This window comes from Arthrobacter sp. HLT1-20, from assembly GCF_054510895.1.
Genome location: NZ_JBTNDR010000022.1, coordinates 48,131 through 64,990, shown reverse-complemented (window position 1 = coordinate 64,990; position 16,860 = coordinate 48,131). Strand labels below are relative to the sequence as shown.

The following is a 16,860-nucleotide window of genomic DNA, read 5'->3' as shown; positions in this document are numbered from 1 at the left end:
CATCCTCACGGAGCCAGTCAGTTGCTGAGTCACATTCATCAGATGGTACAGCCGCTACCTACTCTGCCAGCTAGTCCCAGACCAGCTACATACAAGACTCACAGTCAGTTGTTTGCCGTGACTGCTAGCGGCGCTTGCTCTTGGCTCTGACAGTTTTGGCCGTGACCGGGATGCGCAGCAGCGGGACCTCACGCTCGGACTTGGTGATGGAGCCGTGCTGGCCCACTACTTCCATCGCCTGGGCGCGGACGCGGCGTAGATCGTAGAACGCAATGCTTTCACGGGCCAGAATCAGCACATCGCCAATGCGGGCGGCCACGGACTCGCCCACGGCCCCAAAGTAGCCAGCAGCAATGGCCTGCTCGCGGCTGACCACCCACGCCTTCTTGCCGAAGCGCTCCACCCAGGCAGCCATCAGCTGTTCCCGAGACTCGGCGGTGGCATCAGGTTCCAGATACAGGTGCACCATGCGCGGCTCGCCAGCTGTATGGCGCACGCCGTCGACCAGTTCGGGGAATATGGAGAAGTCAATCCGGGCGGAGCGCGGCACATCAACCATTCCGTGGTCGGCTGTCAGCAGGATCAAGGTGTCGGGAGGGACCGTTGCCGCCAGACGCTTCATGCCGGCGTCGAGCTCCTCCAATTGGTGCTCCCACTGGGCGGAATCGGTGCCGTGGGCGTGACCGGCCTTGTCCAGTTCGCTCCAATACAGGTACACGAGTGCCTTGGGCGTGGCCGCCAATGCAGCAGCTGCCTCCTCCACCCGGGCATGGACGTTGCTGGTGCCAATGAAGGTGCTGCCACGTAGCGCGGCCCGGGTCATGGGCGAACTGGCAAAGTGCGGCAGGCTCACGGTGGTGCACGGCACCTCGCCGGTGATCTGTTCAAACACTGTGGGGAGCGGTTGCCAGCGCAGGGGGTCAACACCGGGATCCCACTGGCCCAGGAGATTGACCACCTTGTCCTGGCGCGGATCCAGCACGTCGTAGCCCACCATGCCATGCTGGCCGGGGACGGCACCAGTGCCCAGAGACGTCAACGAGGTGGAGGTGGTGCTGGGGAATGCGGCATGAAGGGTGCGGGGGTGCTCGCCGGCGGAATCCTCGGCCTGCACACCACGCAGGAAGGGCGCATGCCCAGACCGTTGCTTGAGCAACGCCTTACCCAGGCCATCCACCAGGACCACGCAGATCCGCGGCGCAGTGGGCAGCTTCAACACATTCTCAAAGTTGGCAACACCCAGTGCGGCTGCGGCGCTGGTGAAAACATCGCCAATCGAGGCCCGGCCGTAGAAGGGTGCCGCCGGCAGCTCGGGCTGGTTCAAACCAGGCAGCGCAGCAGGCAGCAGCTCCCCCACGGCGTCAGCGGCGGTAATGTGAGCGGCCCAGGCGTGCGCCAAAGGCCGGGAACTTGGAGGTTCCCAGTTCAGCATGGGTGGGGGCGGCCGTGCCGGTGTTGACGGCTCGCAGCGCCCGCGCAAACGCCTTGGCGTCCGCCACAGCCTGCAAGCCCTCAGCTTCGGCGCTGATGCGCAGGGCAATGTCCTCTTGCACAATGGTGCCGGAGTAGCCGTGGTCGGAGTCGCAATTGGGATCCCCGCAGGTTGTGGGACCCATCTCCACGCGCTGGCCGCCGGACCAGGCGATGGACAGGGTCAGTTCACGGGCCGGGTCCGATGGCTTGTAGTCCTGCGGCTGGGCGTAAATGTAGCTGAGTACAACAGACTTGATCTGGCTGGCCGGGACCGATTCGGTGGATACTTGGGCCACCATCTGCTCCCCCGACTCATCGAGCTGGTGGTCATCAACATGGGTGATGACAAGCATCTCCGCCGTCAGCACCAGAACAGTGATGTGGCGGTGCACCTCTGTCCTGTCAAAGTGGGTTTCCAGGTGCACCAGGTGGGCCAGGCTTTCCGCACCGTCCAGGGCGTCGTTGACCACGTCGGCAACAAGGCGGGGATAAAAACCTGACCGCTGGAGCGCGGATTCCAGATCGCGGCCCTTGGTATTGGCCGGGGCGCCGGCTCCGAAGCTGTTCATAGGCTCCATTTTTGCACTTTGGGGCCAACGTTGCGAACTGGGCCCAGCATGGGAGCACGGCGGCAGGGCGGGCCCAGCAGCCAAAACCTAGGAGATCATGGCCCGGCGTGCACTGTCGGTGCGTTGCGCGGGGTTGCCGATGCGCAGTTCTGCGGAGAGCACGCTCACAGTGGTGGGCCCCACCAAAAGGGGTTTGAACTCCATCCACGCAATCTCCGGATGCTCCTCCTTGAGCATGGCAATGCGTGCCACCAGGTCCTCCAGGGCATTGACGTTGCCTGCCGGCAGTCCCTCGTAGCCGAAGAGTTTTACCGCAGCCCTGGGTGAGCGCACCAACTCAGCGGTGTCGGCCACGGACAGCGGCGGCACCCGGTGCGCCCAGTCATCGAGGAGGTTGACGGCATCCCCGGACAGGCCAAAGGAAACCACCGGGCCCAGCAGCGGGTCCTCAATGGCCCGCAGGGTGCACGACTGGCCCACCTCCGCCATCGACTGCACCTCCAGCTCCTTGCTGCCGTACGGCTGGAGGTATTTGCGCATCTGACTAATGTTGCGTCGCAGGGAGTCGGCATTTTCAATGTTGATCCGCACTCCTCCCAGGTCAAGGCGGTGCCGCAGGCTGGGGTCCAGGGTCTTGACGGCCACTGGCCAGCCCAAGCGTTCGGCCGCAGCAACAGCCGCATCGTCGCTGCCAAACGGCACAGACTCCAGCACAGTGATGCCATAGAGCCCCAGCAACTCCCGGGTTTGTTCCGGCGCCAGCGTGGTGAGTTCTTCCGTGGTGACACCCTCCAGCCAGGTGTCCAACAGAGCCGTGACGGCTTCCGGGTTGACACCGGAGGGTGTCTCGAAGACGGGTGCCTCGAGGGTGAGCCAATGGGCGTAGCGGCTCACTGCTGCAAGGGCGGCGACGGCGGCCCCCGGGCTGGAGTAGGCGGGCAGCGTTTTGGTGGCGGCCATTTGCCGGTTGACGTGGATTCGGGGGTCAACAATTCCCGTGAACACCGCCAGTACCGGCTTGCCGGACTCGACGGAGCACTCCTGCAATGTAGCTGCGATGGTCTCCACCGGCAGGCCAATCACCGGCAGCAGCGTAACAATGGCCGAATCGGCCCCCGCCAGCCCCTTCAGCACCGACCGTTTGAGTAGCGGGAGCGCCCTGGACTGGCCCACGTCAAGTAGCAGATCCGCTTGCAGGGTGGCAACCTTCAGGCCAAGGTGCTCAGCGGCGTCGGCCACCACCGCGCCCAGCGCCGCCGAGTTGCCAATGATGGCCAGCCCGGGCCCCTGGGGTAGGGGCTGGCCCACCACCAGCTGCGCCACGTCGGAGAGCTCCTCAATGGTGTTCACACGTATCACCCCGGATTGGCGCAGCATGGCATCCAGCGCACCAGCCGGTGCCTGCGTGGTCCGCACCACATGGCCCGGCGGCAGCCGCAGCCCCATGGAGTCGGACTTGGCCACAATGACGGGCTTACTCCGGGCCAGGCGCCGCGAAATGCGGGCAAATTTGCGCGGATTGCCAATCGATTCAAGGTAGAGCCCGCACGCCGTCGTGTTGGCGTCATCCTCCCAGAACTGCATCATGTCATTGCCGGACACGTCCGCCCGGTTCCCCGCCGAGAGCACTGTGGAAATGCCCACGTCCCGGCGGCTGAGCGAGGCAAACAGGGAAACGCCCAGGGCGGCTGACTGGGTGAAGATGCCCAGTCCACCCTTGGCCGGCAGGGCAGGAGCCATGGAGGCGTTGAGTGAGACGGCCGGGTCGGTGTTGGCAAGCCCCAACGACGCCGGACCCACCAGCCGCATGCCGTTCGCCCGGGCTTGGCGCACCAGGGCGCGCTGGCGCGCCAGGCCGCGTTCGCCGTCGTCGGCAAAACCCGCCGTGGCAATGATCAGGCCCTTCACCCCTGCCTGGCCGCACTGCTCCACCACGGCCGGGACCTGGTCATAGGGGACGGCGATGATGGCCAAATCCACCGGCCCCGGCACTTGGGCAATGCTGGCGTATGGCATCATGCCGGAAACCTCCAAGGCCTCCTGGTTGACGGCGTGCACGGCACCGGTGAAATTGCCCTCCACCACGTGCTCCAGCAGTTGCTGGCCGATGCTCCCCCACGCCCGGCTGGCCCCGATAACGGCCACCGACGCCGGCGCCACCAAGGCCGCCACGCTGCGGGCCTCCGCCCTGTGCTCGCGGGATTCCATGACGGCACGCGATTTTTCCGTGGGGTCGATCTCGAAGTAGAGGGAGATGACGCCGTCGTCAAAATGCCTGTGGACCTCATACCCGGCCTCGGAGAAAACCTGGATCATTTTCCGGTTCTCCGGCAGCACCTCGGCGGAGAACTTGTCAATGCCGTTTTCCCGCGCGGCGGCGGCCAAGTGTTCCAATAAGATTGACCCAAGGCCGCGGCCCTGATGGGCGTCGGAAACGTTGAAGGCCACCTCGGCCTCGGTGGGATCGTTCAACCTGTCATAACGGCCAATGCCAATAATTTCGGCCCCGCGGGTAATGACAAACGCCACACGGTCCCGGTAGTCAAGTTCGGTAAAGCGGCGCAATTCCTTGGCCGTCAGTTTGGATTTGTAGGTAAAGAAGCGCATATAGATGGAATTTTGGGACTGCGCCATGTGAAATGCCTGCACGGCGTCGGCATCGGCGGGCGTCATGGGGCGCAAATGCCCTGTTGCGCCGTCGCGCAGCACAACATCGGCCTCCCAATGGGCCGGATAAACGGGTGCGGTCTCTGGCTTCACCATAGAATCACTGTACCGACATGATTTGTTTTTGTGCGTCTATGTCCGCCCGCAACACACTTAGTAAAGAAAAGGAACCCTCTCCATCATGGCCAAGCGCCAACGCCCCACCGACGGCACCCTCGCTGAAGACTTCGTTGAGAACATTGTTGACATTGATGTTTCAACGGAGATGGAAGGCTCGTTCCTGGAGTACGCCTATTCGGTGATTTACTCCCGGGCATTGCCGGACGCCCGCGACGGCCTCAAGCCGGTGCAGCGACGCATCCTGTACATGATGAGCGAGATGGGCCTGCTTCCTGCGAAGGGCCACGTCAAGAGTGCCCGCGTGGTGGGTGAGGTCATGGGAAAGCTGCACCCCCACGGCGACTCCGCCATCTACGACACCATGGTGCGCATGGCCCAGGACTGGACCCTGCGCCTGCCACTCATTGACGGCCACGGAAACTTTGGCTCGCTCGACGACGGCCCCGCCGCCCCTCGCTACACCGAGGCCCGCCTTGCCGCGGCCGCGCTGGAGCTGACGGGCAACCTGGATGAAAACGTTGTGGACTTTGTGCCCAACTATGACGGCCAGATGATGCAGCCCTCCGTTTTGCCGGCGGCCTACCCCAACCTTCTGGTCAACGGCGCCAGCGGCATTGCCGTGGGCATGGCCACCAACATGGCCCCGCACAACCTGGGCGAGGTCATTGCGGCAGCCCAGCACCTGATTGCCAACCCGCACGCCACACTCGAGGACGTCATGGCGTATGTGCCGGGCCCCGACCTGCCCTCCGGCGGGCGCATCGTGGGCCTGCAGGGCATCCGCGACGCCTACGCCGGCGGTCGCGGCTCCTTCAAGACCCGCGCCAAGATCACCGTTGAACAGCTCACCCCGCGCCGCGTTGGCCTGGTTGTCACCGAGCTGCCGTACCTGGTGGGCCCGGAAAAGGTCAGGGAAAAACTCAAGGACGCCCTGACCAACAACAAGGTTGTGGGTGTTGCCGATTTCATTGACCTTTCCGATCTGAAGAATGGCTTGCGCCTGGTCATTGAACTCAAGAACGGTTTCAACCCGGCAGCCGTCATGGAGCAGCTCTACAGGTACACGCCGTTGGAGGAATCCTTCGGCATCAACAACGTCTGCCTGGTGGACGGGCAGCCGCAAACCCTTGGCCTGCTCCCCCTGCTGCACGTGTTCGTGGCGCACCGCCTGGACGTGGTCCGGCGTCGCACCACCTTCAGACTGGGCAAGAAGCAGGACCGTCTGCACCTGGTTGAGGGCCTGCTCATAGCCATTGTGGACATCGATGAGGTCATCCAAATCATCCGGAGCTCGGATGAGGTTGCGGCGGCCCGTGAACGGCTCATGGCCATTTATGATCTGTCCGAGATTCAGGCCAACTACATCCTGGACCTGCAGCTGCGCCAGCTGACCCGCTTCTCCATGGTCAAGCTGGAAGCCGAGCGCGATGATTTGCGCCGCGAAATTGCCTCCCTGGCGGCGATCCTTGGTTCCGAGGAGCTGCTGCGCCAGCTCGTCACGGACGAGCTGGGAGAAGTGGCCAGCAAGTACGCCACCCCGCGCCGCACCGTGCTGCTGGAATCCGAGGCGCTGGCACCGTCGGTTGCCAAGGCCCTGGCCGCAGGCCCCGCCGGCAAGTCCGCCCCCCTGGCCCTGGAAATCGCCGATGACCCCTGCTGGGTGCTCCTGAGCGCCACCGGCCAGATTGCCCGCACCAACACGGCGGACCCGCTGGTGGAATCCGGCGGGCGGAGCAAGCACGATGTGTTCTCCTCGGTGCTCAAGACCACTGCCCGCTCCGAAATTGGCGCCCTGACCTCACTGGGCCGCATGCTTCGCCTACAGGTGGTGGACATGCCCGTGCTGCCGCCCACCGCCGCGTTGCCCAACTTGGCCGGTGGTGTTGCCGCCAAGGACTTCATCACGCTGACCAAGGGCGAGACCTTGGTGGGCTTTGTGCCGCTGAATGCTGTTTTTGCCGTGGGCACAGCCGCCGGGGTGGTCAAGCGCGTCACCCCCGAGTACCCGCTGAACCGCGACGACTGGGAGTTCATCGCCCTCAAGCCCAAGGACTTTGTGGTGGGCGCAGGTGTTTCCACGGACGACGACGATCTTGTGTTTATCACCCAGGGCGCCCAATTGCTTCGGTACAGTGCCGCCAATGTGCGTCCGCAGGGGCGCACGGCGGGTGGCATGGCAGGCATCAAACTGGCTGCCGGGGATGCTGTGCTGAGCTTCAGCGTTGTCTCCCCCACCGACCCCGACGCCGTGGTGGTCACCATTTCCGGCGGGCAGGACGCCCTGCCGGGAACCCCGCAGGGCTCCGCCAAGGTGACAGCCCTCAGCGAGTACCCCGCCAAGGGCCGGGCCACCGGCGGCGTGCGTGCCCACCGGTTCCTCAAGGGCGAAGACTCCCTGCTGGCTGCCTGGGCCGGCCACGGACCCGCCAAGGCCTCCTCCAGCACCGGTGTGGCACGGGCCCTGCCGGTGGAACACGGGCACCGCGACGGATCCGGCGTGGCACTGGGGGCCAGTATTGATCTGATTGGGCCCAGCCTCTCCGGTGGTGTCCCGGGCGGGGCTGGCACGGGCACTGCTGGCGGTAGCGCAGCAGCCGGTGCTGCGGGGAATCCGGTCACACCCGGCATTCCCCCCGCACCCAGTACGGATCCGGCACCCATTCCGGCCAGCACGCAGGAGGCGTTCGAGCTGCCTGGCGACTGATCCCCAGCTCGTGCCAGTCGCGCGGGGCCGTCGTAAAACGCAACGCCGGGAGCCGGCGGCATAGACTAAATCCATGGCCATCACTGCTGACAATAAAGACTGGACATGGGTTTTATCCATACCGTGCCCCGAGTGCGGATTCAACGCCCAGGAGGTCACACCGGCCTCCGTGGGAACAACCATTCCGGCCCTTTTGCCCCGCTGGCAGGCAGCGCTCAGGCGCCCCAACGTTGAGGAACGGCCCAATCCCGCCACCTGGTCGGTGCTGGAGTACAGCGCCCACGTCCGGGACGTGTTTGAGGTTTTCACCACCCGGCTGGAGCTCATGCTCAGCCAGGACAATCCCACCTTTGCCAATTGGGACCAGGACCAGGCGGCCGTTGAGGGCGGCTACTCCCAGCTGGATCCCGACGAGGTGCAGGCGGACCTGGTGCAAAACGGTCTCGATGCCGCGTCCGCCTTTGGCGCCGCGCCACTCGAGGCCTGGCAGCGGCGCGGCCTGCGCAGCAACGGGTCAGAGTTCACCGTGGTGACGCTGTCGGGCTATTTTCTGCACGATGTGATCCACCACCTTCACGACATCGACGCCTGAAGAGTTTAGAGGTGCTTGTCCCAGGCGACGGTGACACGCCCCGGGATGGCTGAGTAACCCAGATTCTTGTAGAGGGCCACGGCACCACTGGGGTTGTCGGTGTCCACATCCAGGGTTGCCGCGTCCATGCCAGCCGCCTTATAGCGCGCCATGGCATCAATCAGGAGCGCCGGGGCAATGCCACGGCCGCGCCAGGCCCTGCGCACCCCCAGAATGTCCGTGTAGCCGCAGCGGCGACCCTCCTTGGCGAACGCGTCGGCGTCGTACATGGACATTTGGTACCCGGCCACCTCACCGGTGGCCCGATCAACGGCCACGGCGGACAAATCCGGCCGAAAACTTTCGTGCTTCAAGAAGACCTCCCACTTTTCGGGGCTGCGGGATTCCGATCCCCAATGGTCGGCGAAAGCTTCGTTGTGGGCCAGTCGCACGGCCTCACCCAGCGCAGGCGTGAAAGGTACCACCGAAACGCCACGGGCGGCCATGGGCGCTGGAATCCCGGTGAGCGGCCTTTCCATTTCGCTGAAGTACCGCACCATGCCAAAGCCGGCAGTCGTCAGCAGCGCTGCATGCGCGGCATTTTCTGCACGGGAGAAGCACCGGGCGGCCGCCCCGGCCTGGCCCTCTGCGGCGAATCGGGCCCTCGCCACATCCTGCTGCCACCCCAGCACGGCGGCACCGATTCCCCTGCGCTGCCAGTGCGGATCCACACCGCCAAAGAGGAACGCCACGGGCCCGCCAGCATTCTTTGTCACGTACCCGTACACACGGGGCACACCGTCTTCATCAATACCCACTAGCGTATTGTCCACCGCGGGATTGGCCGCGGACCCCAGGACCTCCATGAGGTCCGAGCGCTGGTCATGCCAGGGCGCGTCCTCCGCCTCGGCAATGCGCACCACCAGCGACAGCCACGCGCCGGCATCCGCCACAGCCAGCGGCCGGAAAGCCAGCCCGGTAGCCACGGGCCAGGGCACAGTTTGCTTCGATGTCATTCCCCCAGCCTAACTCCCGGCACCCACCGGCAACCCCTGCGAAGCACCCAGACGCAGGTGAGAGTCACCGCCTTGGGCGAGTTCGTCGTCGTGCGTCACCAGCACCACCGCGGCGCCGGCCAAGGCACCCCGCAGCTCAGCCACCAGTGTCCCGGACTCGTCCTGCCCCAGGTGGGCGGTGGGTTCGTCAAGAAGGACGACGTCGGCCCCCGCCACCAGCGTCCGGGCCACCGACACCCGGGTCCGCTGGCCGCCGGAGAGATGGTGCCCGCCGGGTCCCACGCGCGTGTCCAGGCCCAGCGGCAGAGACTGGAACCACGGCCCAAGACCCACGGTGCCCAGCGCCTGCGCCAAGTCCTCATCCGAGGGCGCGCTGGCGGCCGGCCTGGCCAGGGCAAGGTTGGCGCGCAGGGTGGAATTGAACAGGTAGGCGTCCTGCGGGCACCACGCGATGCGTGCCAGGGTGGCGGCCCGCGCCGGCTCGCCGTTGAGCGTGTATCGCCCAGCCTCCGGATGCAGGAAGCCCAAGAGCACTGCCAGCAGCGTTGATTTTCCCGAACCCGACGGGCCGCTCACGCTCCACCATTGGCCCCGCCGGACCCCGCCACTGACCTGGGCAAATACCGGCTCCTGCGCCTTCGGGTAGCGCGCCGCAATGGCCTCCACTGACGCTGTGGTGACCGGGACGGCCGCAGCCGAGCTGGCCGCCTGCTGAATTTCGTCCTGCTCGGCAACCACTGTGGGTGCAACGTCGAGCAGAGGTAGGGTTCTGCGCATGAGTGTGGCCAGGGCCGGCAGCGCGGAGACGGCCTCGATGAACTGGGCGAACGGCTCCGACAACGCGAGCATGAGCAGGGCCGCCACGGCTGCGGCACGCGGATCCACACCGGCGCCTATCGCAGCAATGGTGACGGCCACGGCCGCCACGGCAGTCAGCACCGTCACGGCACTTTGCCCCAAGCCGTCGGCCCAGGCCAGGCGGCGCAGCGGTTTGGCTACCTGTGCATCCTGCCTTACGAACCGCGCGGTTTGGACGCCGCCGACACCATTGGCGGCGAGCTGCTCGGCCGCCGCCAACAGGGTGGTGACACGTCCTGCCAGCCACACCCGGTGCACGGCGGCGGCTGCGGAGGCCTTGCGCTGGGCGGCAAGGACCAAGATGGGCAGCACCACCAGGGCCAGAACGCCCAAAATAGCCACCAGACCCGCCACCTCCGGGACCAGCAGGAACGTGGTGAGCAGCACGGCACCGTAGGACAGGATGGCTGCCGGGATGGGCACCAAGGCACGGGGCACTGCGTCACGGAGTTCATCCACATCCGCCACCAGGGTGCCCAATGCGCCTCCGGAACGGGTCAGCTTGCCCCAGTGCAGCACCGAGGAGCCCAGGGAGTCCCAGAGTTTGAGCCGGAGTTCGCTGGCCCAGCGGAAGACGGCGTCGTGCACCAGGAGCCGTTCGCTGTACCGCAGCACTGAACGGCCAATGCCGAAGGTCCGCACGCCCACGATCAACGTCATCAGGTGCAGCATGGGGGGACGGTCGGCAGCCCATACGATGAGCCACCCGGAAATTCCTGAGAGTGCCGCGGCGCACAGCATGGCCAGCACAGCCACGAACACGCCGGCGGCAAAGCGTGGTGAGAGCAGGGGAAGATGACGCAGATGGCGCCATCTCAGTGGCGGCAGCGTTTCAGCGTCTTGTGGGCCGGGCCCCTGCGGCGGGGCTGCAGGCTGGTTGCTTGGCTCCGCACCGCCCGGCAGATCCGCCGAGGCCGCCCTGTCGTCGCTGGCGGGGCTGCCAATCCGCCCGATGCAGCCCAGCATGCCCGCCAGCAGCGGATCGTGGGTGGCCGCAACCACTGCCACGGAGCCTTCGAGGGCTGCAAGTGCCTGGCGGACTGCCGCGGCCGATTCCGGGTCAAGATGCGCGGTTGGTTCGTCAAAGAGGGCCAGTTCCACGCCAGGATCCGCCGTAATACGGGCCAGGGCGCGGGCCACCGCCACACGCCGGAGTTCGCCGGGACTGCAATCCACCACCGTCCGCCACGCCAAATGGGCCGCGTTGACGCTGGCCAGGGCAGCCATGAGGGAAGGCTCCCCCACCTCCTCCGCGGCAGGTCCACCAGCGTAGAGGGCAAGTTCGGCCAGCACCGTTTCCTCGGTGAAGACCGGGTGTTGGGACACATACACCAGTGCCTCGGGAGCGGGCACGTGCAGCGATCCGCTCATGGCTGCCGCGCCGTCACCGGCGATGGGCAGGACTCCCGCCAAGGCGGCCAAAATAGTTGACTTTCCCGTGCCGCTGGCTGTGTGCAGAACAAGAGCCTCACCGGGGGCAAGGGACGCCGTGAAATTCTCCACGGCCGCAGCGTTCCGCCCGGGGTAGCGCACTGTGAGCTGGTGTGTCCACAGCACGGCGTTGTGGAGCCGTTCGCGGCCGGCAGCAGGAGCAGTTTTTGGCACAGCGGTTCCGGCGTCGGCGGTTTCGGCGTCGAGAATTTGGGTGACGCGTCGCAGTGCCTCCACACCGTCCTCGCTGCCGTGGTGGGCAGCCCCCAGGTCTCGCAGTGGGCGGTAGCATTCCGGGGCCAGCATCAACGCCAGCAGCCCTGCCTCCAGCGGCATCCCCCCGTAGACCAGCCTGACGCCGATGAAAACAGCCACCACGGCCACGGAGATGGTGCTGATGAGCTCCAAGGCCATGGAGGAGAGAAATGCGGTGCGCAAAGTTGCCATGGTGGATGTGCGGTAGGCCTCGCAAACATTCTCCAACGCCTTGCGTTGGGCTCTTGCCCGGCGCAGGCCAACCAGTACAGGCAGTCCACGGGCCAGCTCCAGCACGTGGTTGGAGAGCCTGTCCAAGCCGCTGGCGGCAAGCTCCACCCGCTCCTGGGTGTGGAAGCCAATCAGGATCATGAAGACCGGCACCAAGGGAACTGTCAGCACCACAATCAAGGCACTGACCCAGTCGGAGATGAGTATCTGCACCCCAACCATGACTGGCAGGACGGCGCACGTGACAAGTGCTGGCAGGTAGGCGCTGAAATAGTTGTCCAGGCCATCCAGGCCGCGGCTGGCCAGCATGCCCTCGGCACCCACGGCCCCGGTGCTGCCGCCGTTGCGAGCTGCCCGGGGGCTCAAGCGGTGGGCCACCAATTTGGCGCGGAGTTCCTCCTTGGTGCCCAGAGCCGCGCGTCGGGCAAGGATCTGCTGGCCCCACACCGATGCACCCAGGAGCCCCGCCCCCAAACCACCCTGGACCTGCAGCTTCACCATATCCAGTGCGGCTCCGGCGGCCCACTGGCCCAGGGCATGGGCCAAAGCACCCATGAGCAGGACCAGGGCCACAGCTTTAATGGCTGCCAGGCCGGCAAGTCCGGCCAGTGCCAGTCGGGTTGATCTGCCTGCCGGCAGTACGGGGCGGGGATTCATCTTAGGCTTTCCCGCCCATGGCTTCTGCCTTTTCTTCGACGCCAACGGCAGCGGCAAAGTCAACCGGTGCCGGCAAGCTGTCAACGCTGATGCGTTTGCGGAACACCCAGTACGTCCAGGCCTGGTAGGCCAACACCAGGGGCACACCCACGGCGGCAACAATGGACATCAGGCCCAGCGTGTAGCTGGAAGATGACGCGTTCTCCACCGTCAGGTTCCACAACGAATCCAGGGTTGACGGCAGCACCACGGGGTAGACGGCGCTGAAGATGGCGGCCGCCCCGCTCACCAGGAAGACACCCATGGCCAGGAAGCTGTAACCTTCGCGGTCTGCGCGGTTGGCGAGCCATGAGCTCACTGCCGCCACCACGGCAACAGCAATGAGCACCCAGCTGAACCACTTGCCGTGCTGGAGCGCAACCATGATGGCCCAGAGCGCCAGGGGCAGCAGGCCCACGGGCATCCACCGCCCCACTAGGCGTCGGGCACGGTGGCGGATGTCGCCGTCGGTCTTGAGAGCAACGAAGGCGGCTGCATGAATCACGGCAAAGCCAACCACGGCCAGGCCGCCAAGCACCGCGTACCAGCTGAACCAGGCAAAGGGGCCGCCAACCCTGTCGCCGTTGGCGTTCAGCGGCAATCCTGTGGTGGTCAGCGCCAGCATGGCACCAATGCCGAAGGCGGCAACGAAGGAGCCCAGGGCAATGGCCCAGTCCCAGGTCTTGCGCCACGTGTCGGAGTGGACCTTGCCGCGGTATTCAAAGGCCACGGCCCGGAAGATCAACGCGAGCAGCACAAACACCAGGGGCAGGTAGAGGGCTGAGAAGAGTGACGCGTACCAGAACGGGAATGCCGCAAAGGTGGCACCGCCGGCCGTGAGCAGCCACACTTCGTTGCCGTCCCACACCGGCCCCACGGTGTTCAGCAGCACCCGGCGTTCCTTCTCGCCGCGGGCAAAGGTCTTCATGAGCATGCCAACGCCCAGATCAAATCCCTCCAGGAAGAGGTAGCCGACCCAGAGCACGGCAATCAGTATGAACCATAAAGTAGGCAGAAAATCCATCATCAGTCCTTTAGCTCCAGCAACTCGGGGTGGGCAATCGCGTGGTGGTGGGGGTGGAGGCGCTAGTAGGCAAACGCAAGGACATCGTCGTCTCCCTCCCCGCCTGGGCTGGTGCCGCCGTCGTCCTTCTTCTGGGTCGCATCCAGCTCCGGCATGGCTGAGACCACCCCGCCGCGGATGTACTTGGTCAGCAGCGACACTTCCACCACCAGCAACACCGCATAAACGGTTGTCAAGGCCACCAGGGAGAACACCATCTCCCCTGCAGATACGCCGGGCGAGACGGCGGAGGCGGTAAACATGAAGACCTGGTCAATGCCGCTCATGGCCGGGTTGGGGGCCACCACAAAGGGCTGACGGCCCATTTCGGTGAAGATCCAGCCGGCCGCATTGGCGCCGAAGGGTGCCAGGATGCCTACCAGGGCCAGGCGCATCAGGCCCTTGGAGCGCGGCACGGTGCCCTTGCGGGTGAGCCACAGGGCAACCCCGGCGGCCATGGCGGCGAGCCCGCCGAAGCCGATCATCATCCGGAAGCCCCAGTAGGTGACGGCCATGATGGGCACGTAGTTGATTTCCGCACCGGCGCGCGGGCCGTACATGGGGTCGTCGGGGAGGTGGGTGCCAAAGCGCTCCTGGTACTCGGGCACCAGAGTGTTCACGCCCCTGACCTCAGTGGTGAAGTCGCCGTTGGCCAGGAAGGAGAGCAGGCCGGGAATTTCCATGACGGCCACAACGTCGGAGCAGTCGCGGCTGCCCACGTCGCCGATGGAGAGGATGGAGAATCCGGTGCCGTCGTGGCAGGCGGCCTCGGCGGCAGCCATTTTCATGGGCTGCTGTTCAAACATGAGCTTTGCCTGGACGTCACCGGAAATGGTGGTGCCGGCAAAGGCGATCATGGCAACCACGGCGCCGATGCGCAGCGACTTGATCCAGACGGCGTGGTCCCTCTTGTCGCGGCCGGGGATGGTGTCCGAGTCCCCCACTATGACCTTGCCAGTTGCGTCAACGGTGTCGATGCCGTCCTTGCGGCGGCGCCACAGCTGGTACCAGGAAATGCCCAGCAGGAAGCCGCCGGCTACCGCCAGGGCCCCGGTAATGGTGTGGAAGAAGGCCACGATCGCTGTGTTGTTGGTGAAAACGGCCCAGGCGTCGACCATCTGGGGCCGCCCGTTGATCATTTCAACGCCCACGGGGTGCTGCATCCAGGAGTTGGCCACCAGGATGAAGTACGCGGAAACAATGGACCCGGCCACCGCAATCCACAAGCAGGCGAGGTGGACCTTGGCGGGCAATTTCTTCCAACCAAAGATCCACAGGCCCAGGAAGGTGGATTCCACAAAGAAGGCCAGCAGGGCTTCCATGGCCAGCGGGGCACCGAAGACGTCGCCCACAAAGCGGCTGTATTCACTCCATGCCATGCCGAACTGGAACTCCTGGACGATGCCTGTGGCCACACCCATGATGAAGTTGATCAGGAACAGCTTGCCCCAGAACTTGGTCATGCGCAGATATTCTTCTTTGCCGGTTTGGTGCCAGCGAGTTTGTAAAATCGCTACCAGCGTGCCAAGACCGATGGTGAGTGGCACCATCAAGAAGTGATAAACCGTCACAATCCCAAATTGCCACCGGGCTATGTCCAGAGCGTCCACTAACTTCCCCTCATCCGTGAAACTGCAGAACCACATCTAACTTCTACAACATGTAGAAGTACCAGTTCTACCCTGCGTAGAACTTTGCTGTCAAAAGCTGTAGAGTTATTGCGTGGGCACATGTTGTTTGTGCCACACTTATTGGGACGACGTGACTTAAGGAAGTAAATGGCAACACTTGGAGACCTCGAAAGGGCCGTCATGGACCTCTTGTGGGAGCATCAGGAAGCCATCACGGCCAACACCCTGCGTGACCTTCTCTCACAGCGCCCGTCGGGGGATGACGGCGCAACGGAATCCCGCCCCTTGGCTGTCACAACTGTCTTGACAGTTCTGTCCCGGCTGGAGAAAAAGGGCCTGGTGGAGCGCGAACGCGCCTCACGCCCACACCGCTACCGTGCCGTAACCAGCAGGGCCGACCACACCGCCGAGCTCATGCTTGAGGTTTTGGGCTCAGCCACTGACCGCGAAGCCGTTTTGGCGCGCTTCATTGGCACCGTCAGCGACGGCGAAGCCGAAACGCTGCGCAAGCTTCTGGGCCGCTAGTTACCACTCTCACGAGTGGTTGCTGGCGGTTCAGCCGCCGCGCAGACACTGTAGGTTATTAAGCATGTATTGGACCTCCTGGTTCCTTGCCGCCTTGGCAGTTGTCTTGGCTTGGCCGGTTCCCGTATTCTTGGCCCGCGCCCCATGGCCCGCGCGTGCGCCCTTTGCCGCCATGGTGCTGTGGCAATCCATTGCCCTAGCCGGTGGCCTGTCCATGATCGGCGCCATGCTCTGCTATGGGCTGGTGCCCCTGGGCGATAACCTTGCCAGCGGCTTGCGGGGTTTGATCCGCATCTTTCTGGGTACGGAGTCCCTGGACACTTTGGGACTGATCCACGCCTTCGCCCTGAGCGCGGCAGCACTGCTTTCGGCACACCTGGTCTTCACCCTGTGGCTGACATACTTCCGCATCCAGCAGCAGCGCCGCCGGCATAGGGACTTGCTGAACATTCTCAGCTCACCCTCGCGCGACCGCCCCGGCACGGTGGTCATCAACCACCAGGCGCCCGTTGCCTACTGCCTGCCCGGCGGTTCACGCTCGGTGACTGTCCTCTCCGACGGTCTCCTTGAACTGCTCTCCCCCGAGGAATTACGTGCGGTGCTGTTGCACGAACAAACCCACCTGACCCAGCGCCACCACCTGCTGCTCTGGGCCTTCGCCGCATGGCGCTCCGCCCTGCCGTGGCTGCCCACCTCCAAGCTCGCCCAGCGGGCGGTCTCCTCCCTGATAGAGATCATGGCCGACGACGTGGCCTTGCGTTCGGTGAGCAAGTCCACCTTGGTCACAGCCATCGCCTTGGTGGCCAGCGGTTCGGCGCAACTTCCGGCCGCGGCGCTGGTGCAGGACAGCTCTGCCCAGATCGACACTCCGGCCACCACCTCGGCACGCCTCAGCAGGCTCCTGACGCCAGCGCCGAGCCTGGGCGCCGGCCTGCAGGCACTCATCATTGCGGGTGCGCTGTTGCTGCTGGCCGTCCCAACGGCCCTGCTGGTGGTGCCGGGAATCTTGCCCCAGTAACGCACCTCCCGGCCGCAGTGCACAGCACCCAG

General features: G+C 65.0%; 11 protein-coding genes. 4 read left to right on the top strand and 7 right to left on the bottom strand.

The window, feature by feature from the left end; all coding sequences use genetic code 11:
* Positions 1-124: 124 nt before the first annotated feature.
* The 3 genes from ACX80Q_RS12625 to ACX80Q_RS12615 form a co-directional block, all read right to left on the bottom strand.
* Positions 125-1,309 (bottom strand): alkaline phosphatase family protein, encoded by a 1,185-nt coding sequence (locus ACX80Q_RS12625; RefSeq protein ID WP_459330879.1) that lies wholly within the window; start codon positions 1,307-1,309, stop codon positions 125-127.
* 52 nt (positions 1,310-1,361) lie between these two features.
* On the bottom strand, positions 1,362-2,051 hold the full coding sequence (locus ACX80Q_RS12620; RefSeq protein ID WP_459330877.1) for a DUF5998 family protein: 690 nt from the start codon (positions 2,049-2,051) through the stop codon (positions 1,362-1,364).
* 78 nt (positions 2,052-2,129) lie between these two features.
* Positions 2,130-4,805 carry a bifunctional acetate--CoA ligase family protein/GNAT family N-acetyltransferase gene (locus tag ACX80Q_RS12615; RefSeq protein WP_459330876.1) on the bottom strand — a complete coding sequence of 892 codons (2,676 nt, stop codon included), beginning with the start codon at positions 4,803-4,805 and terminating at the stop codon, positions 2,130-2,132.
* A gap of 85 nt (positions 4,806-4,890) precedes the next feature.
* On the opposite strand from ACX80Q_RS12615, the gene ACX80Q_RS12610 reads away from it, so the two are divergent.
* Both ACX80Q_RS12610 and ACX80Q_RS12605 read left to right on the top strand, forming a co-directional pair.
* Positions 4,891-7,533, top strand: a complete 2,643-nt coding sequence (locus tag ACX80Q_RS12610; RefSeq protein ID WP_459330875.1) for a DNA gyrase/topoisomerase IV subunit A — start codon at positions 4,891-4,893, stop codon at positions 7,531-7,533.
* Positions 7,534-7,606: 73 nt separating this feature from the next.
* A complete protein-coding gene (locus ACX80Q_RS12605) occupies positions 7,607-8,125 on the top strand; it encodes a DinB family protein (RefSeq protein WP_459330874.1) in 519 nt (172 codons plus the stop codon).
* A gap of 5 nt (positions 8,126-8,130) precedes the next feature.
* On the opposite strand, the gene ACX80Q_RS12600 is transcribed toward ACX80Q_RS12605, so the two are convergent.
* From ACX80Q_RS12600 to ACX80Q_RS12585, 4 genes are all read right to left on the bottom strand, one after another.
* Positions 8,131-9,120 (bottom strand): GNAT family N-acetyltransferase, encoded by a 990-nt coding sequence (locus ACX80Q_RS12600; RefSeq protein ID WP_459330873.1) that lies wholly within the window; start codon positions 9,118-9,120, stop codon positions 8,131-8,133.
* Between the two features lie 9 nt (positions 9,121-9,129).
* Positions 9,130-12,552, bottom strand: a complete 3,423-nt coding sequence (gene cydC, locus ACX80Q_RS12595) for a thiol reductant ABC exporter subunit CydC (protein WP_459330872.1) — start codon at positions 12,550-12,552, stop codon at positions 9,130-9,132.
* A 1-nt stretch (position 12,553) separates the two neighbouring features.
* Positions 12,554-13,615 (bottom strand): cytochrome d ubiquinol oxidase subunit II, encoded by a 1,062-nt coding sequence (gene cydB, locus ACX80Q_RS12590; RefSeq protein ID WP_459330878.1) that lies wholly within the window; start codon positions 13,613-13,615, stop codon positions 12,554-12,556.
* A 62-nt stretch (positions 13,616-13,677) separates the two neighbouring features.
* Positions 13,678-15,264, bottom strand: coding sequence for a cytochrome ubiquinol oxidase subunit I (locus ACX80Q_RS12585; RefSeq protein ID WP_459330871.1), 1,587 nt, complete (start codon positions 15,262-15,264; stop codon positions 13,678-13,680).
* Positions 15,265-15,432: 168 nt separating this feature from the next.
* On the opposite strand from ACX80Q_RS12585, the gene ACX80Q_RS12580 reads away from it, so the two are divergent.
* Positions 15,433-15,810 carry a BlaI/MecI/CopY family transcriptional regulator gene (locus ACX80Q_RS12580; RefSeq protein ID WP_459330870.1) on the top strand — a complete coding sequence of 126 codons (378 nt, stop codon included), beginning with the start codon at positions 15,433-15,435 and terminating at the stop codon, positions 15,808-15,810.
* A 64-nt stretch (positions 15,811-15,874) separates the two neighbouring features.
* Entirely contained in the window at positions 15,875-16,828 is a 954-nt protein-coding gene (locus ACX80Q_RS12575) for a M56 family metallopeptidase (protein WP_459330869.1), read from the top strand.
* Positions 16,829-16,860: the final 32 nt, after the last annotated feature.

Coding starts and splice junctions, on each gene's coding strand:
- ACX80Q_RS12620 (WP_459330877.1), bottom strand. CDS start 2,051: ATGGAGCCTATGAACAGCTTCGGAGCCGGCGCCCCGGCCAATACCAAG.
- ACX80Q_RS12615 (WP_459330876.1), bottom strand. CDS start 4,805: ATGGTGAAGCCAGAGACCGCACCCGTTTATCCGGCCCATTGGGAGGCC.
- ACX80Q_RS12610 (WP_459330875.1), top strand. CDS start 4,891: ATGGCCAAGCGCCAACGCCCCACCGACGGCACCCTCGCTGAAGACTTC.
- ACX80Q_RS12605 (WP_459330874.1), top strand. CDS start 7,607: ATGGCCATCACTGCTGACAATAAAGACTGGACATGGGTTTTATCCATA.
- ACX80Q_RS12600 (WP_459330873.1), bottom strand. CDS start 9,120: ATGACATCGAAGCAAACTGTGCCCTGGCCCGTGGCTACCGGGCTGGCT.
- cydC (WP_459330872.1), bottom strand. CDS start 12,552: ATGAATCCCCGCCCCGTACTGCCGGCAGGCAGATCAACCCGACTGGCA.
- cydB (WP_459330878.1), bottom strand. CDS start 13,615: ATGGATTTTCTGCCTACTTTATGGTTCATACTGATTGCCGTGCTCTGG.
- ACX80Q_RS12580 (WP_459330870.1), top strand. CDS start 15,433: ATGGCAACACTTGGAGACCTCGAAAGGGCCGTCATGGACCTCTTGTGG.
- ACX80Q_RS12575 (WP_459330869.1), top strand. CDS start 15,875: ATGTATTGGACCTCCTGGTTCCTTGCCGCCTTGGCAGTTGTCTTGGCT.